The sequence below is a fragment of the Actinomyces bouchesdurhonensis genome (assembly GCF_900128465.1).
GTDB classification, from domain to species: domain Bacteria; phylum Actinomycetota; class Actinomycetes; order Actinomycetales; family Actinomycetaceae; genus Pauljensenia; species Pauljensenia bouchesdurhonensis.
The window spans coordinates 406,823-427,474 of the sequence record NZ_LT635869.1; the positions used below are offsets into that span (position 1 = coordinate 406,823).

16 protein-coding genes and 5 pseudogenes are annotated in these 20,652 nt (G+C 64.2%); 9 read left to right on the forward strand and 12 right to left on the reverse strand.

The genetic code is table 11. The annotated features are described in order from the left end of the window. Positions 1-232: 232 nt before the first annotated feature. Both BQ7477_RS13295 and BQ7477_RS10320 read left to right on the forward strand, forming a co-directional pair. Positions 233-703 (forward strand): annotated as a pseudogene (locus BQ7477_RS13295) (enolase N-terminal-like fold-containing protein); the annotation flags it as partial. Between the two features lie 574 nt (positions 704-1,277). Continuing rightward, entirely contained in the window at positions 1,278-1,673 is a 396-nt protein-coding gene (locus tag BQ7477_RS10320) for a hypothetical protein (RefSeq protein ID WP_084795827.1), read from the forward strand. A 68-nt stretch (positions 1,674-1,741) separates the two neighbouring features. Here the strand turns inward: BQ7477_RS10320 and BQ7477_RS10325 are convergent, their stop codons facing one another. Both BQ7477_RS10325 and BQ7477_RS10330 read right to left on the reverse strand, forming a co-directional pair. Further along, the gene (locus tag BQ7477_RS10325) at positions 1,742-2,260 is read right to left on the reverse strand and encodes a GNAT family N-acetyltransferase (RefSeq protein WP_073983796.1); all 519 of its coding nucleotides are present in this window, start codon (positions 2,258-2,260) and stop codon (positions 1,742-1,744) included. After that, positions 2,260-2,568, reverse strand: coding sequence for a type II toxin-antitoxin system TacA family antitoxin (locus tag BQ7477_RS10330; RefSeq protein WP_073983797.1), 309 nt, complete (start codon positions 2,566-2,568; stop codon positions 2,260-2,262). Before BQ7477_RS10330 ends, BQ7477_RS10325 begins: the two co-directional genes overlap by 1 nt. A 110-nt stretch (positions 2,569-2,678) precedes the next feature. Between BQ7477_RS10330 and BQ7477_RS10335 the strand changes: the two are divergent. From BQ7477_RS10335 to BQ7477_RS10345, 3 genes and pseudogenes are all read left to right on the forward strand, one after another. Then, positions 2,679-3,134 (forward strand): annotated as a pseudogene (locus tag BQ7477_RS10335) (peptidylprolyl isomerase); the annotation flags it as partial. A 109-nt stretch (positions 3,135-3,243) separates the two neighbouring features. Next, positions 3,244-3,812: pseudogene (locus tag BQ7477_RS13160) on the forward strand (rhomboid family intramembrane serine protease); the annotation flags it as partial. A 302-nt stretch (positions 3,813-4,114) separates the two neighbouring features. Continuing rightward, the gene (locus BQ7477_RS10345; protein ID WP_073983805.1) at positions 4,115-4,636 is read left to right on the forward strand and encodes a peptidylprolyl isomerase; all 522 of its coding nucleotides are present in this window, start codon (positions 4,115-4,117) and stop codon (positions 4,634-4,636) included. 233 nt (positions 4,637-4,869) lie between these two features. On the opposite strand, the gene BQ7477_RS10350 is transcribed toward BQ7477_RS10345, so the two are convergent. Then, positions 4,870-5,448: a hypothetical protein gene (locus BQ7477_RS10350; RefSeq protein WP_129582560.1), complete on the reverse strand. Its 579-nt coding sequence runs from the start codon at positions 5,446-5,448 to the stop codon at positions 4,870-4,872. 615 nt (positions 5,449-6,063) lie between these two features. Beyond that, positions 6,064-6,327, reverse strand: a complete 264-nt coding sequence (locus BQ7477_RS10355; RefSeq protein WP_073983807.1) for a cell division protein CrgA — start codon at positions 6,325-6,327, stop codon at positions 6,064-6,066. Positions 6,328-6,450: 123 nt separating this feature from the next. On the opposite strand from BQ7477_RS10355, the gene BQ7477_RS10360 reads away from it, so the two are divergent. From BQ7477_RS10360 to BQ7477_RS10370, 4 genes are all read left to right on the forward strand, one after another. Continuing rightward, a complete protein-coding gene (locus tag BQ7477_RS10360) occupies positions 6,451-7,152 on the forward strand; it encodes a DUF881 domain-containing protein (RefSeq protein ID WP_073983808.1) in 702 nt (233 codons plus the stop codon). Then, positions 7,145-7,906: a class E sortase gene (locus tag BQ7477_RS10365; RefSeq protein ID WP_073983809.1), complete on the forward strand. Its 762-nt coding sequence runs from the start codon at positions 7,145-7,147 to the stop codon at positions 7,904-7,906. Before BQ7477_RS10360 ends, BQ7477_RS10365 begins: the two co-directional genes overlap by 8 nt. A 10-nt stretch (positions 7,907-7,916) precedes the next feature. Then, positions 7,917-8,078, forward strand: a complete 162-nt coding sequence (locus BQ7477_RS12140) for a hypothetical protein (protein ID WP_200783518.1) — start codon at positions 7,917-7,919, stop codon at positions 8,076-8,078. A 249-nt stretch (positions 8,079-8,327) separates the two neighbouring features. Then, on the forward strand, positions 8,328-9,014 hold the full coding sequence (locus BQ7477_RS10370) for an anthranilate synthase component II (RefSeq protein WP_200783519.1): 687 nt from the start codon (positions 8,328-8,330) through the stop codon (positions 9,012-9,014). Positions 9,015-9,275: 261 nt separating this feature from the next. Here the strand turns inward: BQ7477_RS10370 and pknB are convergent. From pknB to BQ7477_RS10415, 8 genes and pseudogenes are all read right to left on the reverse strand, one after another. Beyond that, positions 9,276-10,388: pseudogene (gene pknB / locus BQ7477_RS10375) on the reverse strand (Stk1 family PASTA domain-containing Ser/Thr kinase); the annotation flags it as partial. Positions 10,389-10,795: 407 nt separating this feature from the next. After that, positions 10,796-12,175: pseudogene (locus BQ7477_RS10380) on the reverse strand (peptidoglycan D,D-transpeptidase FtsI family protein); the annotation flags it as partial. 3 nt (positions 12,176-12,178) lie between these two features. Next, positions 12,179-13,558 (reverse strand): FtsW/RodA/SpoVE family cell cycle protein, encoded by a 1,380-nt coding sequence (locus tag BQ7477_RS10385; protein ID WP_073983811.1) that lies wholly within the window; start codon positions 13,556-13,558, stop codon positions 12,179-12,181. Beyond that, the gene (locus BQ7477_RS10390; RefSeq protein WP_073983812.1) at positions 13,558-14,853 is read right to left on the reverse strand and encodes a PP2C family protein-serine/threonine phosphatase; all 1,296 of its coding nucleotides are present in this window, start codon (positions 14,851-14,853) and stop codon (positions 13,558-13,560) included. The genes BQ7477_RS10385 and BQ7477_RS10390 overlap by 1 nt, the downstream gene beginning before the upstream one ends. A 1-nt stretch (position 14,854) precedes the next feature. Beyond that, entirely contained in the window at positions 14,855-15,355 is a 501-nt protein-coding gene (locus BQ7477_RS10395; RefSeq protein WP_073983813.1) for an FHA domain-containing protein FhaB/FipA, read from the reverse strand. 4 nt (positions 15,356-15,359) lie between these two features. Beyond that, on the reverse strand, positions 15,360-16,061 hold the full coding sequence (locus BQ7477_RS10400; RefSeq protein WP_073983814.1) for an FhaA domain-containing protein: 702 nt from the start codon (positions 16,059-16,061) through the stop codon (positions 15,360-15,362). Between the two features lie 423 nt (positions 16,062-16,484). Then, positions 16,485-17,447, reverse strand: a complete 963-nt coding sequence (gene nrdF / locus BQ7477_RS10405) for a class 1b ribonucleoside-diphosphate reductase subunit beta (protein WP_073983815.1) — start codon at positions 17,445-17,447, stop codon at positions 16,485-16,487. Positions 17,448-18,469: 1,022 nt separating this feature from the next. Beyond that, positions 18,470-19,780: an alpha/beta fold hydrolase gene (locus tag BQ7477_RS10415; protein ID WP_073983816.1), complete on the reverse strand. Its 1,311-nt coding sequence runs from the start codon at positions 19,778-19,780 to the stop codon at positions 18,470-18,472. Positions 19,781-20,652 lie beyond the last annotated feature (872 nt).

A 20,652-nucleotide genomic window follows, 5' to 3' on the forward strand; every position in this document is an offset into this window, starting at 1 on the left:
GCGTGACGGAGGCCGCGCAGAATCGTCGCCAGGCGCTCGCGGCCCTCGGCATGATCGCGGGCATGGTCGCGCTGAACTCGCTCGTTTTCCGCGTCCTCGTCGAGGTCTACGGCGCGTGATCGGGGAGCCGTCGTTTTCGCGGGGGCCTCGGCAAGTTTTCTGAGGGTCACCTAATATGGGAGGGTCCGGCGTCTCGCCGGGCCCTCCCGCATGCGCCCCCACAGGAGAGACCATGACCAGCCCCTGGGACCTGTACGACCAGCTCATCGACGAGATCCCCTCCGACATCACCGTCACGGCGATCCGCACCGACGGCAAGTGGCGCCGCGTCGCCACCAGCGAGGATGGGGCCGGCATGGCTTTCGGCATGAACGTCCAGTCCCGCCCGCGAGCCACCGAAGACCCCTCCGAACTCGTCGGTCGCCCCCTGCGCGACGTCGCCGCCCTGGCGAAGTCCTGGAACTTCGAGGACGCCGGCATCGGCATGGCGGCCGTCAACGCCTACCACTCCCATCCAGTGCGAGCCCTCGCCCACGGGTTCCGCCCCTGCAAGGAAAACAACTGGGCGCGCACCTTCCACCCCTACGCGCCCCTCGTCGCCGGCAAGCGCGTCGCCGTCATCGGTCACTTCCCTTTCGCGGCTGCCGCCATGCCCGACGCCGCGCAGCTCACGATCCTCGAACGCAACGTTCTCGACGGCGACNGCGCGGCCGTCGTCGCCCGCCCCGACCTCTTCGCCTCCGTCACCCTGTTCTGCTCGGGGCGCACCGTCTACGACTGGATGAACACCCTGCCCATCCTCGACCCCCTGCCCGCGGGTCCCGGCGCGCGCGAGCAGGTGCTGCGCACCTACTTCCCCGACATGACGTTCGACAAGCCAGGCGTCGGGTGGGCGGAATTCCAACGCGTTCGCGCCCTGGACACGGCCTCGGAAAACCTGGTCGGCATCGCACGCATCCTCTCCCAGCTGCATCCCAACACTCCTGCGCTCGCAGCGACGGGCGTGCCCGTGCACGTGCTGTACGGGGACCAAGACGAGGTGTGGCCGCCCGCCTGGTACGCCGAGGAGGCCTCTGATCTGGGTGCGCGCGAGAGCATTATTCGCGGGGGCGCGCACAGTGCGCAGATGCAGTTCCCGCAGCAATGGGCGCAGTGTGCCACCTCGTTCTGGGCAGAGGTGGAGTCGGGGGCGCTGGTCTGGTCCCTGTGACGGATGTCGTCCCAATAGTTGGCACTGCGGCGTAGTTCTGTGAAGGTCGCTGCTTATGATTGAGGATATGAATAAGCGTTCCATCATCACAGCAGTGCTCGCACTCGGCCTGGGCATCACCGCCCTGACTGGCTGCAGCTCCAATTCCGGCGCCAACTACGTGACGCCCAGCAACGTCGGGACCATCACGAACACCATCGCAGAAATCAGCGATCAGGGCGTGAAGGTCCCCGTCAAGCGCGATCTGAAGGTCGTGCTCCCCGAGTCCGATCAGGCTTCCGACTACAAGGTTGAGGTGTCTGATCCTGAGACTCTTTCCGCGGGTAAGCCCGACAAGAACATCATCACTCTGCATCCCCTCAAGGTGACCGGTGAGGACGCGGATCCCGTGACCGTGACCATCACCGACAAGGACGGCGTCGCCACCGACTTCAAGGTGACCGTCACCGAGGGCGCCAACTGAATCAACCGCACACAGGGCCCGGGATCTTTGATCCCGGGCCCTGTCGTATTGGTGCCCGATCGGGCATCTCACAGAGCGTCGATGAACTCGCGCATAGCGCGCAGCGGCAGCATCAGGTGGTTCTCCGCTCCGGGGCAGGGAACAAACTGTGAGGATTGGCTGAGGTAGAACTCGCGCGCCTGGTCATTGGCGCAGTGGACCAGGAGGGCCGCGAATCCAACCTCATTGCTGAGCTTGTAGGCTCGCGAGAGAGCGTCCTTGAGGAGCACTGCACCGATGCCTCGTCCCTGCGCGCGCTGATCGACGGCAAGACGTGCAAGGAGCAGGACGGGACACGGGTCCGGGCGTCGACCGGGTTTGAGAGCATCTGGGAGTTTGTGACGTTCTTCTGCTCCCATCGCCAGGGCGTAGAAGCCGAGCGTTTCGGGTTCCTGCGTTGTGACGAAAACGCGAGCATTTCCGGCGCTGTGATTCTGCCACGCGAAGCGGTGGAACCAGTCGTCGATCTCGGCGTTTCCCGACTGGAAGCGTGATCGGTCATCCCTCCGCTCAAGGGGGCGAGGCTCCTGCAGGACTGTTGTGTACATCAGTGGTCGGAAGCGTTCGGTGCACTCAGGTTGATGTGAGTGCCGAGGGGCGAGGGGCGATCAAAGAGTTTGCGCAGCTTGGGATCGTCCGTCGGCGGTGCCTGCAGAATCTCTTCGAAGCGGGCGTGGTCCTCTTCGTTCAGGATGAAGAGGCGCTGGTCTGCGAGGCGGCGCTGGGCTTCCATCGTGACGGTGGACAGGATGAAATCGCTGATGCTACGGGCGTCCTGTTCGGCCGCCCGACGAATGAGTGCATCCTGTTCTTCGGTGAGGCGCAGGTCCAGGCGCCGGGTCTTTGCAGTGCTCATATCAATTCCTCTTTCGCTCGTACGGACAGCATCCGTACAAACGAATACCCTAGCACCTGCGGTGCGAGCGGTCTACTTGTTTCCTCACAAAGAATTCCTTGGACGAGGCNAATACCGTCAACAACTTCGTGACCCTGGCCAAGGGCGAGCGCGAATGGGTCGACCCTAAGACCGGCCAGAAGACTTCCCGTCCCCTCTACGACGGCACTATCTTCCACCGCGTCATCCCGGGCTTCATGATCCAGGGCGGTGACCCGCTTGGCACCGGCACGGGCGGCCCCGGCTACCAGTTCAACGACGAGATTCACCCCGAGCTGACCTTCAACGAGCCCTACCTGCTCGCCATGGCCAACGCCGGCAAGCGCATGGGTAAGGGCACCAACGGCTCCCAGTTTTTCATCACCGTGGCCCCCACGCCGTGGCTGCTCGGCAACCACACCATTTTCGGTAAGGTCACCGACGAGGCCTCCAAGCGCGTCGTCGACGCCATCGCCACGACCCCCACGGGCGCGAACGATCGCCCCGTCACGGATCAGGTCATCAACTCGATCGAGATCGTCGACTGACCTTTTCTTCTCTTTTTCGACGAGGCTGGGGCCACTCCCGCTGCTGCGTGCAGTTGGCGGGGTGGGCGACCCCGGCCTCGTCCCTTATCCGCATGACGAAAGGGATTCTATGAGTATGCCGAGCTACGGCCAGCGCTCTGACCCGCGGGCCGCCCCCGACTGTCCGCGCCACCCGGGCGTGCGCAGCGTGGACTACTGCAAGCGCTGCAACCGGCCCATGTGCGTGGATTGTGCGATCCCCACCGAGGTCCGCTCGATCTGCGTGGACTGCGCGTCCCCGAAGCGCGGCTGGGCGCGCCGGGCGCCGCGGGCGCGCCTGTTGTCACCTACTCGATGATGGTGATCTGCGTCCTCATGTATGTGGTGACCTCGGTGTCCCCGTCCCTCAAGGCCTCGCTCTCTCTGGTGCCCGCGACTCTCGCGTCTCACCCGTGGACGATCCTCACCGGCGCGTTCTTGCACGGTGGGTTGCTGCATATCCTGTTCAACATGCTGTCCCTGTACTGGGTGGGTCGCGCGATCGAGCCGGTCATGGGCCGGTGGCGCTTCCTGACGCTCTACTTGGTGAGCGCGCTGGGCGGATCCGCGTTCATTCTCGCCTGGTGCCTCATCCAGCCCTCCGAGATCTTTGTGAGCACGGTGGGGGCGTCGGGCGCGGTCTTCGGCCTGTTCGNGGCGGCCTGCGCGCGGGGCGCAGCCCAATCAACGCCCTGGTTCGCCAGATCGGCGGCCCGGACGGCAACCTTCCCGGCGTACACAGCGGCGGCGTCGCGAAGCTGCTCAGAGGTAGCGCGCAGCTTTTTTGCATCGAAAGAAGGCGAAGTAGCCATGATGTCTCCGATTCTGTCCACATTAACTGGGGCGCGGCCGCGCCACTCACTCCTATTGTGCTACATCCGCTTGTGATGTGCAGCCCACCCACCAGCGCGACCCGTGTGACGGACAGGAAACACCCAGGAAAAGATGCAACCATTAACCCCATGAAAGCTATTCTTCACACCACCGCCGGCGACATCACCGCCGAACTGTTCCCCAACCACGCCCCCAATACCGTCAACAACTTCGTGACCCTGGCCAAGGGCGAGCGCGAATGGGTCGACCCTAAGACCGGCCAGAAGACTTCCCGTCCCCTCTACGACGGCACTATCTTCCACCGCGTCATCCCGGGCTTCATGATCCAGGGCGGTGACCCGCTTGGCACCGGCACGGGCGGCCCCGGCTACCAGTTCAACGACGAGATTCACCCCGAGCTGACCTTCAACGAGCCCTACCTGCTCGCCATGGCCAACGCCGGCAAGCGCATGGGTAAGGGCACCAACGGCTCCCAGTTTTTCATCACCGTGGCCCCCACGCCGTGGCTGCTCGGCAACCACACCATTTTCGGTAAGGTCACCGACGAGGCCTCCAAGCGCGTCGTCGACGCCATCGCCACGACCCCCACGGGCGCGAACGATCGCCCCGTCACGGATCAGGTCATCAACTCGATCGAGATCGTCGACTGACCTTTTCTTCTCTTTTTCGACGAGGCTGGGGCCACTCCCGCTGCTGCGTGCAGTTGGCGGGGTGGGCGACCCCGGCCTCGTCCCTTATCCGCANCAGCCGCCCCTGACGCGCGAACGAGGCTGTGGCCCGGTTGTCGGCCCCAGCCTCGTGTCTTCGCGTTCGTCTCCGGCACCCACACCGTGGTCCGGGGCCCTCGAGCCCCGCGCGGTGACGGGCCGCGGGCCATGCGTGGCTAGTCGGCCCCTTCCTCTGCACCTCCTGCCAGGCGTGCGCGGGCATCCTTGAGGATGCGCGCTACCAGGGTGACTCCTTCGGGCGAGGATAGGAGGGGACGGTCCTCGGGGTGCGCGCCGAAGTGACGCATCAGGGCATCGAGGCCCGTGTAGGGCAGCCCGAGATGGTGAGAGGAGATCGTCCAACGTCCCTGATGGGTGAGATCACCGGAAAACACAATGTTCACGTCGTCTACCGAGCCGATGGCGAGATGGTCCTTCCAGTGGACCCACACCTCCGTGTTCCGCTTGTGTTCCTCAGTCGACAGGAGGGGTGGATAGTGAAAGTGAATCCCCTCTTCAGTCAGAGTCGTCGTCTGCCGGTCACCGAAGGCTATCCGCAGATCCGCGAGCGGCGAGCTCGTACCGAACATATATGCAAAACACGCGGTCGCGCACGCCACGGCGATGGCGCTCAATGGTTGGCGCATCATCAAACCCAGCACGAGCGTGACGACGGTCGACAACCACAGCAAGCAGCCCGTCAGAACAAGCCCTATTTGCTCGTAGCTCCCGGGAATCACAATTGATGAATTCACGAATCGTGGGCGTGGCCTGGACATCGGATGAAGACTTCGCTCGGCTATATTCGGCAGAGTAGCGGCGGCATAGAGTGACAGACATGTGAGTGAGAACTGTGAGCCTTGAAGACGATGGTTCTGCACGGCCCACTGCGCAACGAGCGCGGCGCCAATCCCGATCGCAACGATTGCGACACCCACGGGCACCATGCGCCACTTCCGCCGATCCTGCGCGCGCGGCGTGGGAGGGGTCTTGTCGTCAGGAAGACGAAACCTGGGAGCGGTGAGCGGTATCACCAGTCAAACCCGATGTAGTACGGCAAATGCCACAAGGTATTATTTACGCGTTCGCGCGAGAAGGACGCGTGTCGTATCAAACATGTGCACCAGCGCAAAGCTGATCTCGCCGTCCTCCCGCTGAGCGACCGGGGCGTAGAGGACGGGTGGCGCAACGTCCGGATGTGTGTTGCGTGACATAGTATCCATGCGACGACGCTACCAGACTTGTTGACATGGCGGCGCGTGCGTCCGCATAGCCCGCCCCAGCCTCGTCGAGGGGGACGCGAAGTGGGGCGCCCCGGCCGCAGCCGGAACGCCCCGAACTCAGATTTCTCGCGAAACGACGCGCGCCCGTCACCGCCAGCGCAACGTCATCAGGAAACCCACCATCATCGTGCCCAGGCCCACCGCGATATTCCACGCGCCCAGCTTCGGAATCGGGTACGTGCCCTGCGAAATGTAATACACGACGACCCACAGCAACCCCACAATCATGAGGGTCAAGAACGTCGGCGCCCACCACACCGGACTGAGCGGAATACCGTCCGTCCAATTCTTGATCTCGGTATCGTCCTCAACCTCGCGCCCATTCTTTTTACGCTTCTTCGATTCGGCCACGTCGGGTCCTCTCTGCTGGCCCGCGCGGGAAGACAAACCGCCCGGCGGTGATGAATTAGTCGACACTCTAGCGTAGTCTTCGACCTAGAAACCACCAAAACGCAGCGCCACGGAAGGGAAACAATGCGCCCACGCAACACCCGTCACGCGGCCGCCGTCCTCGCCGTCACCATCGCCTCCGGCATCCTCTTCTCCGTCTCCTCCCTCAACGAGCGCAAAAACCCCGCCGGAACCTCAGACCTGGCAACCCTCGTGCGCACCCGACAAGCCCAAGTCACCGCCCTCCAAAACGAGGTCTCCACCCTCGACGCGCAGGTTCAGAGCTTCTCCACCACCCCCCAGTCTGCCACACCAGACGAAGACGCCTTCACCGCCAAATCCAACCGCCCTGTCTCGGGACCTGGCATTCAAATCACGCTCTCCGACGCTCCCACCGGACAGATTCCTGTCGGCGCGACCGCCAACGACCTCGTCATCCACCAGCAGGACATCGAAGACACCATGAACGCCCTGTGGGCCGGCGGCGCCGAAGCCATGACCGTCCAGGGCGTACGCATCACCAACCGAACCGTCATCCGATGCATCGGCAACGTCATCCTGGTCGACGGAACTAGCTATTCGCCGCCCTATGTGATTCAAGCAATCGGCGATCCTGACACCCTGCGCGCGACGGTTACCGCAAACCCACGTATGGTGAACTATCAAGCCTACGTGACAAAATACGGCCTCGGGTGGGACATGCAGACAAAAGACTCCCTCAGCTTCGCTCCCGCAACAACCTCGTTGACCGTCAACTACGCAACCGTGGAGGACACGAATGGGTGAACACGTCGCCTCAGCGACTCCGACACAGAACAAACGCTCCACCATCTTCTGGAACATCGTCGGTGTCGTCGGAGAACTGCTCATCACCTTCGCGTTCGTCATCGGCCTCTTCTCCGTCTGGCAGCTCTACTGGACGACCTACCAAGTCTCCGGACAGGTCTCCCAGACCATCGCCTCGTACGAGGAAGAACACCAGCCCTCCAAACGCACCCAAGGCGAAATCCGCACCGACGACCCGCCCGCCTTCGACCGCGAAGTCGGCGACGGCGAAGTCTACGGCATCATCCACGTGCCCACCTGGGACTGGATGAAAATCCCCCTCGCCGAAGGCACCACCCCCTACGTGCTCGACCAGGGCTGGGCCGGCCACTACGACATGACCACCCAGCCCGGCGGCGTCGGCAACTTCTCCGTCGCCGGCCACCGCCGCACCTACGGCAACAACTTCCGCTGGATCGACCGCCTCACCCCAGGCGACAAAGTCGTCGTGGAAGTCGACGACCGCTACCTCGTGTACTCCATGGTCTCCTCCGAGATCATCGACGCCACCGACCCCACCCAGATGCGCGTCGTCGCCCCCGTCATCAACGACGAATCCTGGTCCGAAGTCCCCACCGAACGCTGGATGACCATGACCACCTGCCACCCCGAATACGGCAACTGGCAGCGCTACATCGTCCACCTCAAGTTCGAATCCTGGACCCCCAAGGACACGGGCGTGCCCGCCGAACTCGTCGACGAACCCACGAACTGAAGGACCCCACATGTACGCATGGATCTTCCGCCACCTGCCCGGCCCCACCTGGTTCAAAATCATCGAATCCCTGGCCCTCATCGGCGCGGCCGTCGCAGCCCTCTTCACCTGGGTCTACCCCTGGGTCCAGTCCTACCTGGAACTGGGACAGTCCTCCGTCGGCGGCGCCTGAACCGCTCACCCTGGAAATGGACGAGGCCGTGGCCACCCCGGCCTCGTTTCGTATCCACGGGCGTGGGGGCGTGAACCGTGGCTGACGGCTGCGCAGTCCGCCCAACCCGCGTGTGCGGGATCGTCTCCGCATGTCTTTCGTGAGCACTTCGCCGCTTTCCATGCCGCAGCTCTCGGCGCTCACGCTTGGTGCGCCGCACCGCTCGTTTGTCGGACAGCGCCCGCGCGCCCGCTGGGGGAGCGCCCTACGATGGAGGCCGGAGAAGGGGCCACGGCCTCGTACATGAAAGGACCGGCGATGGCGAGAATCCTCTGCGTCGACAACTACGACTCGTTCGTCTTCACGATCGTAGGCTACCTGCGCCACCTGGGCGCCGTCGTGGACGTCGTGCGCAACGACGTCGTGGACCCCGCGTGGTTCGAGGCCGACTACGACGGCGTCCTCATCTCCCCCGGACCCGGCGACCCCAAGAGCGCCGGCGCCTCCCTTCAGACCATCGCCGACTGCGCCGAGCGCGAGATCCCGATGCTGGGCGTGTGCCTGGGCCACCAGGCCCTCGGCGAGCTATTCGGCGCGACCGTTGGGCACGCCCCCGAGCTCATGCACGGCAAGACCTCCGTCATCACCCACGACGGGTGCGGCGTGTTCGAGGGCGTCCCATCGCCGCTAACCGTCACCCGCTACCACTCCCTCACGATCGACCCCGCGACCGTGCCCGACGAGCTCGAGGTCTCCGCGACCACGAAGTCCGGCATCATCATGGGCGTGCGCCACCGCTCCCTGCCCCTCGAGGGCGTCCAGTTCCACCCCGAGTCCGTCATGACCCAGTCCGGTCACCTCATGTTCGCCAACTGGCTGGCCGCCTGCGGTGATGCCGACGCGCGCGAGCTTGCCGTGTCCCTCAAGCCCGTCGTCGCGGAGCGCTTCAAGCTGTAGGTTCTGCAGTCCGCGTGGCAGCTATCGTGCCGCAGGTGTGCTTGTGGGCGCGTGCATGCGGATAGGTTACGAGCATCCGGATAGGTTACGCGTATGTGGATAGCTTATTAACCTATCCGGATGTCAATAACCTATCCACATCGTCACAACCTATCCGCGTCAGGGGCTTGTTTTCCCGCCGCGTGTGTTGGCCGCGCCCGCATGCAGTGAAGCCCGCGTCGCGTCGCAGCACAGCACCTGCCAACAGAGCTGGTTATCTGGCAGGCGTGCNAGGACGAGCGACGCGATGATGATCGCGGTGCGGCGCTTACGGGCCTTGGTGGCCTCGTGTGCCGCCTCATCCTCGGTTGCGACTGCGGGAAGGGACGTGGAAGTCGCCGCTACGCCCGAGTGGGTGGGGGTGCCCACCGGGGTGTGAACCGCGGCCAGCGGGGCAGTGGCGGCGGTGCGCGCGGCGCCGGCGGAGGGCAAGACCTCAGTCGCCCACGAGTCGGCGGGCGGCGCGCCCACATCCAGGCCGCGTGCGACGCGCTGCAGGTCGGCGAGCATGGCGGCGGCGCTCGGGTAGCGGTCGTCGCGGTTCTTCGCCAGGGCTTTCAGGACGACGCGGTCGAGCGAGTCCGGGATGTCGGAAAGAATCGACGAGGGCGTGGGCGGGATCTGCTCAACATGCTGGTAGGCGACGGCGACCGCGGAGTCGCCCTTGAAGGGCGGGCGGCCCGTGAGTAGCTCGAAGAGGACGACGCCGGTGGAGTACAGGTCGGAGCGCTCATCCACGGTCTCGCCGCGTGCCTGCTCGGGGGACAGGTACTGTGCGGTGCCGACGACAGCGTTGGTCTGTGTCATCGTGGCCTGTGAATCGGTCAAGGCTCGGGCGATGCCGAAGTCCATGACTTTGACCTTGCCCTCCGAGGTCAGCATGATGTTGCCGGGCTTGATGTCGCGGTGCACCAGGTGGTTGGCGTGCGAGTACTGCAGGGCGGACAGGACGCCGGAGACGATTTCGATGGCTTCGTTGATCGGCACGGCTGTGCCGTCGGAGATGAGGTCCTTGACGGTGTGTCCCTCAACGTACTCCATGACGATGTAGGGCACGGCGATGGACCGGTTGTTCGCATCCTCGATGATTTCCTCGCCGGTGTCGTACACGGCGACGATGTTCGGGTGATTCAGTGACGCAGCCGACTGAGCTTCGCGGCGGAACCGTGCCTGGAAGATCGAGTCCAGCGCCAGGTCGCGTCGCAGCATTTTGATGGCGACGACGCGCGATAGGCGAGTGTCGAAGCCCAGATGGACTTCGGCCATTCCGCCACGCCCGATGAGCGAGCGGACCTCGTATCGGCCAGCTAGACGGTGGGCCATGGGCTGTGCCATGTCCTAACCTCCTCGGTGATGGTTGCTCCCGCGTTTGATTGGATGAGGGAGCTCAGCATGTGTCTGATCGTAACGGCTGCGAGTGCAATCAACGCAATCACGATGAGTGTGACGACCACCCAGCGGATTACTTTCTTAACTGTTGGGACTGGCGGGGCGACGACACTGCGCGAGTATGCGGTTTTTGCCGCCGGTCGTTTCTGCTCTGCGGAGCGCGCATCCAGTTCGTGCCACTTTGGGCGGCGCGTCTTCTTTTCTGAACGCGGTTCAAAGACGGAGCGGCGTGGGCGCGTGGAAGCCGTGGAGGACTTCTTTTTCGCGCGCGGCTGGGGAACTGTCCCCAACACGCGAGGCGTGGATCCTGTGCTCGTCGAGGTCTGAGACGAGGCCGTGGTGTCCTTGGCGGCGTTCTCCTGCGTGTCNACGAGGACGGCGAAGGCGATCTGGGGCTTGTCCGCGGGTGCGAAGCCGATGGCCAACGCGTTCGCGCGGTCGCCCTTGCCGGTCTCCGCGGTGCCGGTCTTTGCGGCGACTGCGACGTTGGGCAGCGCCATCGTGGTGCCTGTACCGTAGGGCGAAGAGACGACGGCCTGCATCATGGTTGATAGCTGGGAGGCAGTGTCAGAAGAAATCGGTCGTCCTGCGTCCGTCGGACTGGTTGTACGCACGACCTGGTTGTCGGCGTCGACGATTGACTGGATCAGATACGGGGCCATCATCTGGCCGCCGTTGGCAACCGTCTGCGCGACCTGTGCCATCTGGAGGGGCGTGGTCTGAACCGTGTACTGGCCGATTGCGCTCATGGCGAGCTGGGCGGCATCCGTATCGGAGGGGAACACCGAGGGCGTGACGTTCAGCGGGATCTGCGATTCGCGCCCGAATCCGAATCGGTTGGTCACGTCCGTGAGCTGCTGGTTGGTCAGCTGCTCGGAGGCCAGCACGAAGGTCGTGTTACATGAGCGGGCGAAGGCTTCGGTCAGCGTCGGGTTGCCGTCGCCGCAGGTGGAGGACTCGATGTTGGAGACGTTAGTGGCGGTGTTCGGCAGGGTCGCCGACACCGGCGACGGCATGCGTGTCTCGGGCGTGGCGACGCCGTTTTCGATGAGCGCGATCGTGGTGAGAACCTTGAAGGTGGAGCCGGGCGCGTAGCGTGCGCCGATCGCGCGGTTGACGAGCGGGCTATCGGCGTCGTTCGACAGGGACGCGAACGCGGCAGACACCTCGGTGGCGTCCGAGGAGGCCAGCTCGTTCGGGTCGTAGGTGGGCGAAGAATACATCGCCAGGACCGCTCCGGTCGTAGCGTCCAGGGCCACGACGGCACCCTTTCGATCGCCAAGAGCGTCGGCTGCAGCCTTTTGCATGGAGGAGTTCAACGTCAGTTCGACGCCGCCACCCTGACGATTCTGGCCGGTCAGGAGGTTGCGCAGGCGCTGACCAAGAAGGGTCTGTGACTGTCCATCGAGGACGTCCTCCTCGGCTGCTTCGATGCCCGTGGACGCGCTGCCCACGGAGGAGAAATAGCCCGTGACTGACGCGTAGAGCGGACCATCGGTGTAGGAGCGCGTGTAGCGCTTCGAGCCGTCTTCGAGGTCGGAGGAGGCGATCGCAGTCTTGTCTACGATGATGGGTCCGCGGTCGGTCTCGGCCGCGTGCAGGATCGTCCGCTGGTTGCGCGGATCCTCATTGAGCGAGGAAGCAGAAATGAACTGCGTGTTCGTGATGCCCAGGCCGAGCATGGCAAACATCAGCAGGACAATGACGAAAATCTTGCGGATCTGTGCGTTCACGCGCTACTCACCCACTCCTACGGCCGGCTGGATTCCCGAGTTCCACGGAGCCGGCGTCGAAGCCGGACGACGCGCGGCGTCGGAGACACGGATCAGCAAAGCAACGGTGATCCACGACGAGACCATAGAGGAACCACCAGCGGCCAGGAACGGTGCCGTCAGGCCGGTCAGCGGGATGATGCGCGTGATGCCACCAAGAACCACGAACAGTTGAATCGCCAGCGAAAAGCTCAGGCCGGTCGCCAGGAGCTTGCCGAAGCCGTCGCGTACCGTCAAGGCGGCACGCAGCCCACGCTGGATGAGGATCAGGTACAGGACGAGAATCGCAGCCATGCCCGTCAGGCCCAGCTCTTCGGCGAAAGACGAGAGGATGAAATCAGAGTTAGCCAGCGGGACAAGCTGTGGGTATCCGCGGCCCCACCCGGTGCCCATGAGGCCACCGGACGCCTGGCCGAAGAGGCCCTGCACGAGCTGGTAGGAGCCGTTCTCGTAGACGTCGGGATCCAGGGCGCGCAGCCAGATGTTGAAGCGTGTCTGGACGTGGCTGAACGAGTGAACAGCGATGGCCACGGCGGGCACGAACAACGTAAAACCGATGACGAGCCAGGACACTCGGTTCGTGGCCACATACAGCATGGCGACGAACAGGCCGAAGAACAGCAGGGAGGTTCCCAGGTCGCGCTGGAGCACGAGGATGGCGATGCCGATCATCCACACCACCATGATCGGGCCGAGGTCGCGTCCGCGCGGCAGGCGCATGCCCAGGAACTTGCGTCCTCCGATGGCCAGGTTGTCGCGGTTCGTCACCAGGTAGCCCGCAAAGAAGATGGCCAGCGTGATCTTCACTAGCTCGCCCGGCTGAATCGAGACGGGTCCCAGGTGAATCCACACGCGCGCGCCGTAAGTCTCCTGGCCGAGGCCGGGGATCATGGGGAGCAGCAGCAGGAGAAGAGAGAGCACGCCGAAGGTGTAGGTGTAGTGGCGCGCCATCCGGTGGTCGCGCAGCATCACCAAAATGACGGCCGCGATGACGATCGCGATGCCCACGAACAACGCCTGCCGGAAACCAACCACGGCCTCGTCCCTGCGCGCGTACGACAGGTCGAGGCGATAGATCATCGCCAGACCCAACCCCGTGAGAGCTACCGCGACCGGCAGGATCACGGGGTCCGCGTAGGGGGCCAGGAAATGAACGCCGATCTCGCCGATGATGGCGAGCGCGACGAGCACGCCGACCTGTGGCAGTAGGTTCGCGGGAACCGCGCCCGTGTAGTTCAGGGAGGTGAGCACGTAGCCGGAAATGCCGACCGCGAGGGCCAGCACCATGAGGCCCAGCTCAAGGAAACGGCGCGGACGGGCGGGGGCGATCGAGACGGTTGCCATCAGGAGTTGCCTCCGCTCTGTGCGCCCGATTGCCCCTCACCCGACTGGGGGTTCTGGGCGCCGGACTGTTCGTGCGTAGGCGCTGGCGTCACCGCGGAGCGCTTCAGACCCGCGATGTAGGCGTCGATGTCCGCGCGCGTGGAGCGCAGGACCGGGGTTTCGAGGCGCTGCTGGTCGACGGGGGGCAGGTCGGACAGTGCGACGTCGGAGACCTCGATCGCGTGGGAGAGTTTCCACGGGCCGATCGACTGGGGGATGCCCTGGTAGATGACGACGTAGCCGTCCTGGCCGATCACGTAGTACTGTGTCTGCGTCCATTTCCACGACATCCAGGAGGCCGCGATCACCAGGACGGTGACGAGGGAGACGAATATGGGCGTCCACCAGGAGGAATGTGGTTTGAGTTCGAGGGGGGCGTCGCCGTCGTCAGTCACACCGCCCGAGGCTTTTGCTCCCAGAGCGGCCGCGCGGGCTGCCGCCCCTTCGCCTCCGCGTGACTTAGCGTTGCGGTCGATGGCTGCGGCGCCGACGATCTGCGGGGGCGCGGGCGGGTAGGTGCCGGCGGGGACGATGTCCGCGATGACGCAGGTGATGTTGTCTGGGCCGCCGGCCAGGAGGGCCAGGCGGATGAGTTCTTCTGCGCACTCGCCGGGGTCCTTGAAGTCGGCCATGACTTGGCCGATCGTCTCGGGGGAGACCAGGCCGGACAGGCCGTCGGAGCACAGCATCCAACGGTCGCCGACGACTGCGGTGCGGATGGTTTCATCGGGTGCCACGTCCGCCTGTGCGTCGCCGAGGATTTTCAGCACCACGTTGCGGTTGGGGTGGTGTTCGGCTTCTTCGGGCGTGATCTGGCCGGTGTCGACCAGGTATTGGACGAATGAGTGGTCGGTCGTGACCTGCGTGAGGGTGTCGCCGCGCAGCACGTAGGCGCGCGAGTCGCCGATGTGGACCATGGCCAGGCGGTTGCCGGAGCGCATGAGGGCGATGCAGGTGGTGCCTAGGCCTTCGAGGTCGCGGTCGCGGCTGGAGCGGTCGGTGAGTTCCTCGTGTGCGTCGAGGAGTGCCTCTCGCAGGAGGGGCAGCATCGAGTCTGCGGGGTGTGAGTCCGTGTCGAGGGGTACCAGGTGCGCCAGGGCTACCGAGGACGCGATGTCGCCGCCGGCTGGTCCGCCCATGCCGTCGGCGAGGATCAGGAGGTTAGCGCCGGCGTAGCCGGAGTCCTGGTTGTTGGAGCGCACGAGGCCCACGTCGGAGCGGGCGGCGTAGTGGAATTGGACGGCTTTTGCTGACATGTCAACCCACCAATTCGAGCGTGGTCTGGCCGATGCGGATGATGTCGCCGACCTTGAGCTGGCGAGGGGTGTTTAAGCGCTCGTCGTCGATGAATGTTCCGTTTCGGCTGGAGAGGTCTTCGATCCACCAGCCGTCGGATTGGGGGGTGAGTGCTGCGTGGCGGCTGGACGCGTATTCGTCTTCGAGGACGAGGGTGCACGCTGGGGAGCGACCGATGACGATGGGGGCTTCGCCCAGGGGCAGCATGGTGCCTACGAGGGGGCCTCCTGTGACGAGGAGGTCCTTGGGGGCCAGTGGGTTGGTGGAGGTGCGCTTCTTATCCTTGCGTTTGTTTCGCGAGGCTTTACGGCGTGAAGCGGCCTTGTCGCGTCCCTTGCCGCGCGGGGTGACCACGGTGCCGAAGATGTCGCGTCGCAGCGTGTTGACTGCCGCGAGCACGAGGAGCCAGAGCAGCACCAGGAACCCGATGCGGAAGACGGTAAATGCGAGGTCAGTGGTCACTTCATTAAACTCCGCTCTGGTCTGGGTGTGTCCAGAAGAGGATCTTGGTACGTCCGATGACGATCTGGTTGCCGTCGAGCAGGGTCGCTGCGTCGATCCGGTGGCCTTCAACGAAGGTCCCGTTGGTGGAACCCAGGTCGGTGGCGATCACTCCGGTGGGTGTGATGCGTAGTTCGAGGTGGCGGCGTGAGACGCCGGAGTCGTTGACGACGATGTCGGCTTCGGAGCCTCGTCCGATGACGGTGACGGGTTCTGTGAGGAGCCACTTTTCGCCGTCGACGTCGATGATCGGGTGTTCGGGGGACGCGGACGAGGCCGTGGCGGGGGCGGCGGGTCCTCGGCGGTTTTCGGCGTCGACCTTCAGGGTGCCGCTGGGTTCGGAGGCGTCGGCGATGAACTCGATGGTGACGGGTCCGAGGAGGGAGTAGCCGTTGGAGGCGGCGTGTTCGGTGGCCTGCTGGGCGAACTCGTCGGCGAGGACGTCGAGGGATGCCTCGAGGGAGGTGAGGTCTGTGCGCGAGGCGTAGACGGTGAAGTGGTTCGCGGCGATGATGCGTGAGGCGGAGACTTCTTGGACGGATTCGTCCATGGCGCGGCGGATCGCCGTGGTGATGTCCACGGGCTTGATCCCCGACCGGAACACGCGTGAGAAGGCGCCGTTGACGCCTCGCTCGACGGCGCTCTCGAAGCGGTCGAAGATACTCATAGTCGTGTTCTCCTCATTCCCCCGCGCGATGTGCGCGACGTACGTTGTGTGTGGAAGCGAGGCTGCTTCCGTTCCCAGTTTAGCTGCGATAATTAGTGTGGGTAACCCATCAGTCGTGATGTTCGTGTTGTCGGGAGGTGATTGTGCTCGCTGGCAAGGCGCGTCATGACGGGGAATACCGCGTCATGATGCGTCTGTGGCGACTGATGTAGATGTTGCGCGTGTGATATTAAGTGTGGTGGAGGATACAAAGTCTAAGAACGTCGTCTGGTGGTGACGACAGGCAAGCACGATCAGACTGCAAGCGCCAGGACGGCGCCACCCACGTATCGCGGATACTGAGCAGCCCGCGCCGACATCACGAGCGAGACCCCCGCGAACCGCGCCCGGGCCGCACCACCGGCGATCAGATGCCCGATCGGATCAGAAATCCCAGTCCTCGTCCTCCGTGTCCACGACCTCGCCCATCACGTAGGACGAGCCGGAACCGGAGAAGAAATCATGGTTCTCGTCCGCGTTCGGACTCAAGGCCGCCAGAATAGCCGGGTTCACGTCAGTCGCGTCGTGCGGGAACAAGGCCTCATACCCCAGGTTCATGAGCGCCTTATTCGCGTTGTACCGCAGGAACTTCTTCACGTCCTCGGTCAGGCCCAGCGGATCGTACAGGTCCTCCGTGTACTGCTCCTCGTTCTCGTAGAGCTCGTACAGCAGCGAATACGTGTAGTCGCGCAGGTCATCCTGGCGCTCCTGGCTCGACTCGCCTACGGCCAGCTGGTACTTGTAGCCGATGTAGTAGCCGTGGACGGCCTCGTCGCGGATAATGAGACGAATCAGGTCAGCCGTGTTCGTCAGCTTCGCGTGCGAGCTCCAGTACATGGGCGCGTAGAAACCCGAGTAGAACAGGAAAGACTCGAGCATCGTCGAAGCGACCTTACGCTTCTCCGCGTCGTCGCCGTCGTAGTACGACTTGACAATCTCAGCCTTCTTCTGCAGCGCCGCGTTCTCGTTCGACCAGCGGAAAGACTCATTAATCTCCTCCGTGGACAGCAGGGTGGAGAAGATCGACGAATAAGACTTCGCGTGCACCGACTCCATGAACGCGATATTCGTGTAGACGGCCTCCTCGTGAGGGGTGCGCGCGTCCGGGATCAGCGACACCGCGCCGACCGTGCCCTGCAGCGTGTCAAGGAGGGTCAGGCCCGTGAACACGCGATTCGTCATGAGCTGCTCGTCCCTGGTGAGGGTCTTCCAGCTCGGCAGATCGTTCGAAAGCGGAATCTTCTCAGGCAGCCAGAAGTTACCCGTCAGGCGATCCCAGACCTCAAGGTCCTTATCGTCTTGGATCTTGTTCCAGTTGATGGCCTCGAACACGGGCTCGGTCGCCATGGGGGCTCCTATGGTTACGTGATGGACTCACGAGGCCGGGGTAGCCTCGCGTGCTCCAACCAGGATACCCGCGGGGTACGCTAGGCGCGCCCACCCGGGCAGGTGCGTTTCGTGGACGCGCTCACGCAGGTGGGCATGTGGGCGGTATCGTATCCGCCATGACGACGCCCACATTCGCCGACGCCGACGCCGCGCTCGCCACACACGACTACGAGGCCGCCCTCACCATCCTCGAACGCATCGACGTCATCGGCGATGACGCCTGCTATCGGCNCGCGCGCATCCCCCCCGACAACCCCGCGAGCGCGCGCGAACTACCCCTCGCCCTGGTCGCCCTCGGACGATACGAGGAAGCACGCGGCCCCGCCGACCTCGCCACCGACACCTACCGAAACGACATCGAACTCCTCATGGCCTACGGGCGCGTCTGGGAACCCGTCAACCCCGACGCCGCGCAATGGGCCTTCCGCCTGGCCAACAAACTCAACCCCGACTGCGAGGAAACGAAGCTCGCATACGACAGCCTGCTGCGCCCCCTCAGGGGCGCGGGACGCTCCTCCTACCAGATCGAAATCCAGCCCCCCGTCGCCGCCACCTACCGCACCATGGTGCGCCGCGTGCGCGCCGTGGTGACCACAGCCGGGAAGTTCGCCGCCGCCTCCGGCGTGTGCTGCCTCCTCTTCTACGTGGGCGTCGCCCGATCCCTCTTCCCCGGCGCCCGCTGGGGGGTCTTCCTGCTCTACATCGCCTCCGTCGTCGGCGTTCGCGTCTACATGGCTGTCCAAATCTCCACGTTCAACCGAACCCTGCCGCGAGGCGTACGCCTGTCCTTCATGCGCCTCGGCGGACGATTCCCCGAGCTGCGCGCCNCGCACAACATCGGGCAGCGCGTACCAGGCGAGCGTCGCTCCCGCACCGACCGCGAGGCCCGCCGCGCGCGTCGGGGTCAGCACCGCTGTCACGGGGCACGAACAAGTTTGAGGCGACGTCATAGTTAATCCTTTCATTTCGTGTCGCGCGGATCAATCCGCGAGCAGGTCAAGCAGGTGAGAGACGACCTTTCCTCCAGAATAGGCGGAACCGTCATGCTGGTATTCGTTCGTGATGTAGTGGCAGGCACCAATCAGGTTGCCCGTATCCAGGGAGAACTCGCGCGGCACGAACATGTCGTCGTAGTAGACGGCTGCCGCGACCGGCACCGTGTTCTGAGCCAGCACGTCCGGCAGGTACACGGGCGTGGCCTCCGTCGTCGACGCGAGAATCTCTGCGACGCCCTTTAGGGGCGCCAAGCCCGGGTCCTCGTCGAAGACGCGGCGCATGAAATGCTCTCCTGTCAGGTAGAACGGCTCGCTTTCGTCCAGCGGATCCGCGTCCTTCGCGAAGCCCGGGATCTCCTCGGCCAAGCGATCCGCCGCCCACAGGGTCGCCGTGCCCGCCAGAGACGGCGTCGCGCACGCGTAAATGTACTCTTGGAACACCCCGTAAATCGGGGCCACGTCCACCTGCGCGCCGATCGCCGCCAGGAACTGCGAAGAGAGCCTGCGTTGCCCACGAACGGACGTCCACGGGCCCTCCAGCAGGTAGTGCAGCTGGTCCGTGTTGCCCTGCCCGCCGAGCATCATGCCGATCATGCGCAGGCGCGCGGGCGAGAGGCGCTCACCCGTCGGCAACGTCTCTTCCGTGTCCGCCAGGTGCGCGCACAGCTCACGTACCGTGCGCTCATCGCCCGGATGGCGACGGAAGTACGCGCGGTTGCGTGCCGCCGTGCGCTCATAGGTGAGGTGATAGATGTCGTCCACGTGGACGAGGCCGGGCAGGCCTCCCGTGATCAGGCTGGCCTTCAGGCCCTGGGGGGCCAGCGACAGGTACGAGGTCGTGATGAAGCCGCCGAAGGACTGGCCCAGCGTCGTCCATGGATCATCACCGCACAGCTCGCGGCGTAGTGCCTCCGCGTCGTAGACGATCTGGTCTTGGCGGAAGTAACGCAGGTAGGCTGCTTTCTCCTCATCTGTTGCTAGGTGGGAGAGCGCTTGGGCGTCCATGCGCGTGGACTGGCCCGTGCCTCGTTGATCGAGGAGCACCACGCGATAGTCCTGCAGGAGGCGATTCATCCACCCGCCGGTAAACGTACCGAAACGCGGACTCGGGTAGCCCGGGCCGCCCTGCAGGAATACCGCGTAGGGGGAGTCCTCGTGGCCCTTGCGCACGACCTCGCGCGCGAAGATCTCGATCGTCGGATTGTCCTCGCCGATCGGGCGCAGGTGATCGAGGGGGACCTGAAGGCGATGCTCGTAGACCGTGTGTCCGTGGTGCAGGTACGACGCTGTGTGCATGGACACAATGGTAGCGGTTTTGCTGCCGTGCCGCCCCGCCCGTTTGTTGTCGGGCGGCATCCGGGCGGGGCGGCTTGCTGCGTGGAGGCCAGTCGTGGCTGTCGATCAGCAATGTCGCACGTAATTCCCCCGCGAGTATTTCAGACTTTGAAATCGTGTCGTTGGGATTGCAACGTTTGTGGGATGTCTCGAAAAATGACCAAGTTAAATTACGTGCGACTTTTAGGGGGCGCGGGGTTGGGGTGTGGTGTCTATCTGCTCGGGTCCTTCGGCGTCTTCCGCTCGGGCCCTTCGGCGCCTTCCGCTCGGGCTGTGCGTGGTGGCAGCCTATCCCGCATGGTTCCCCAACAATGTCGCACGTAATTCCCCCGCGAGTATTTCAGACTTTGAAATCATGTTGTTGGAATTGCAACGTTTGTGGGGTGTCTCGAAAAATGACCAAGTTAAATTACGTGCGATATTTATCTGGCGCTGGGCTCGAAGCTTGGCCGGGTCCAGCCGACACCCACTGGCGCCGCAGCTGGGTCCTCCCGCCGCGCGTTCTCGTCGGGACTCCAGTGGGGGCCTGTCGCGGCAGCCTATCCCGCATGGTTCCCCAACAATGTCGCACGTAATTCCCTTGCGAGTATTTCAGACTTTGAAATCGTGTCGTTGGAATTGCAACGTTTGTGGGATGTCTCGAAAAATGACCAAGTTAAATTACGTGCGACTTTGGGGGAGGGGGCTCAGAGCCAGTTCATCAGAGCCAGTTCAGCAGCGCAATGTAGGTGACCGTGCCAGCTCCGACGCTCCACAGGAGCTTGCGACCGCTGAACAGGTGCACCGCGACGGTCACGCCCGTCGCCACCAGCGCCGCCCACCAGCGCCCGCCC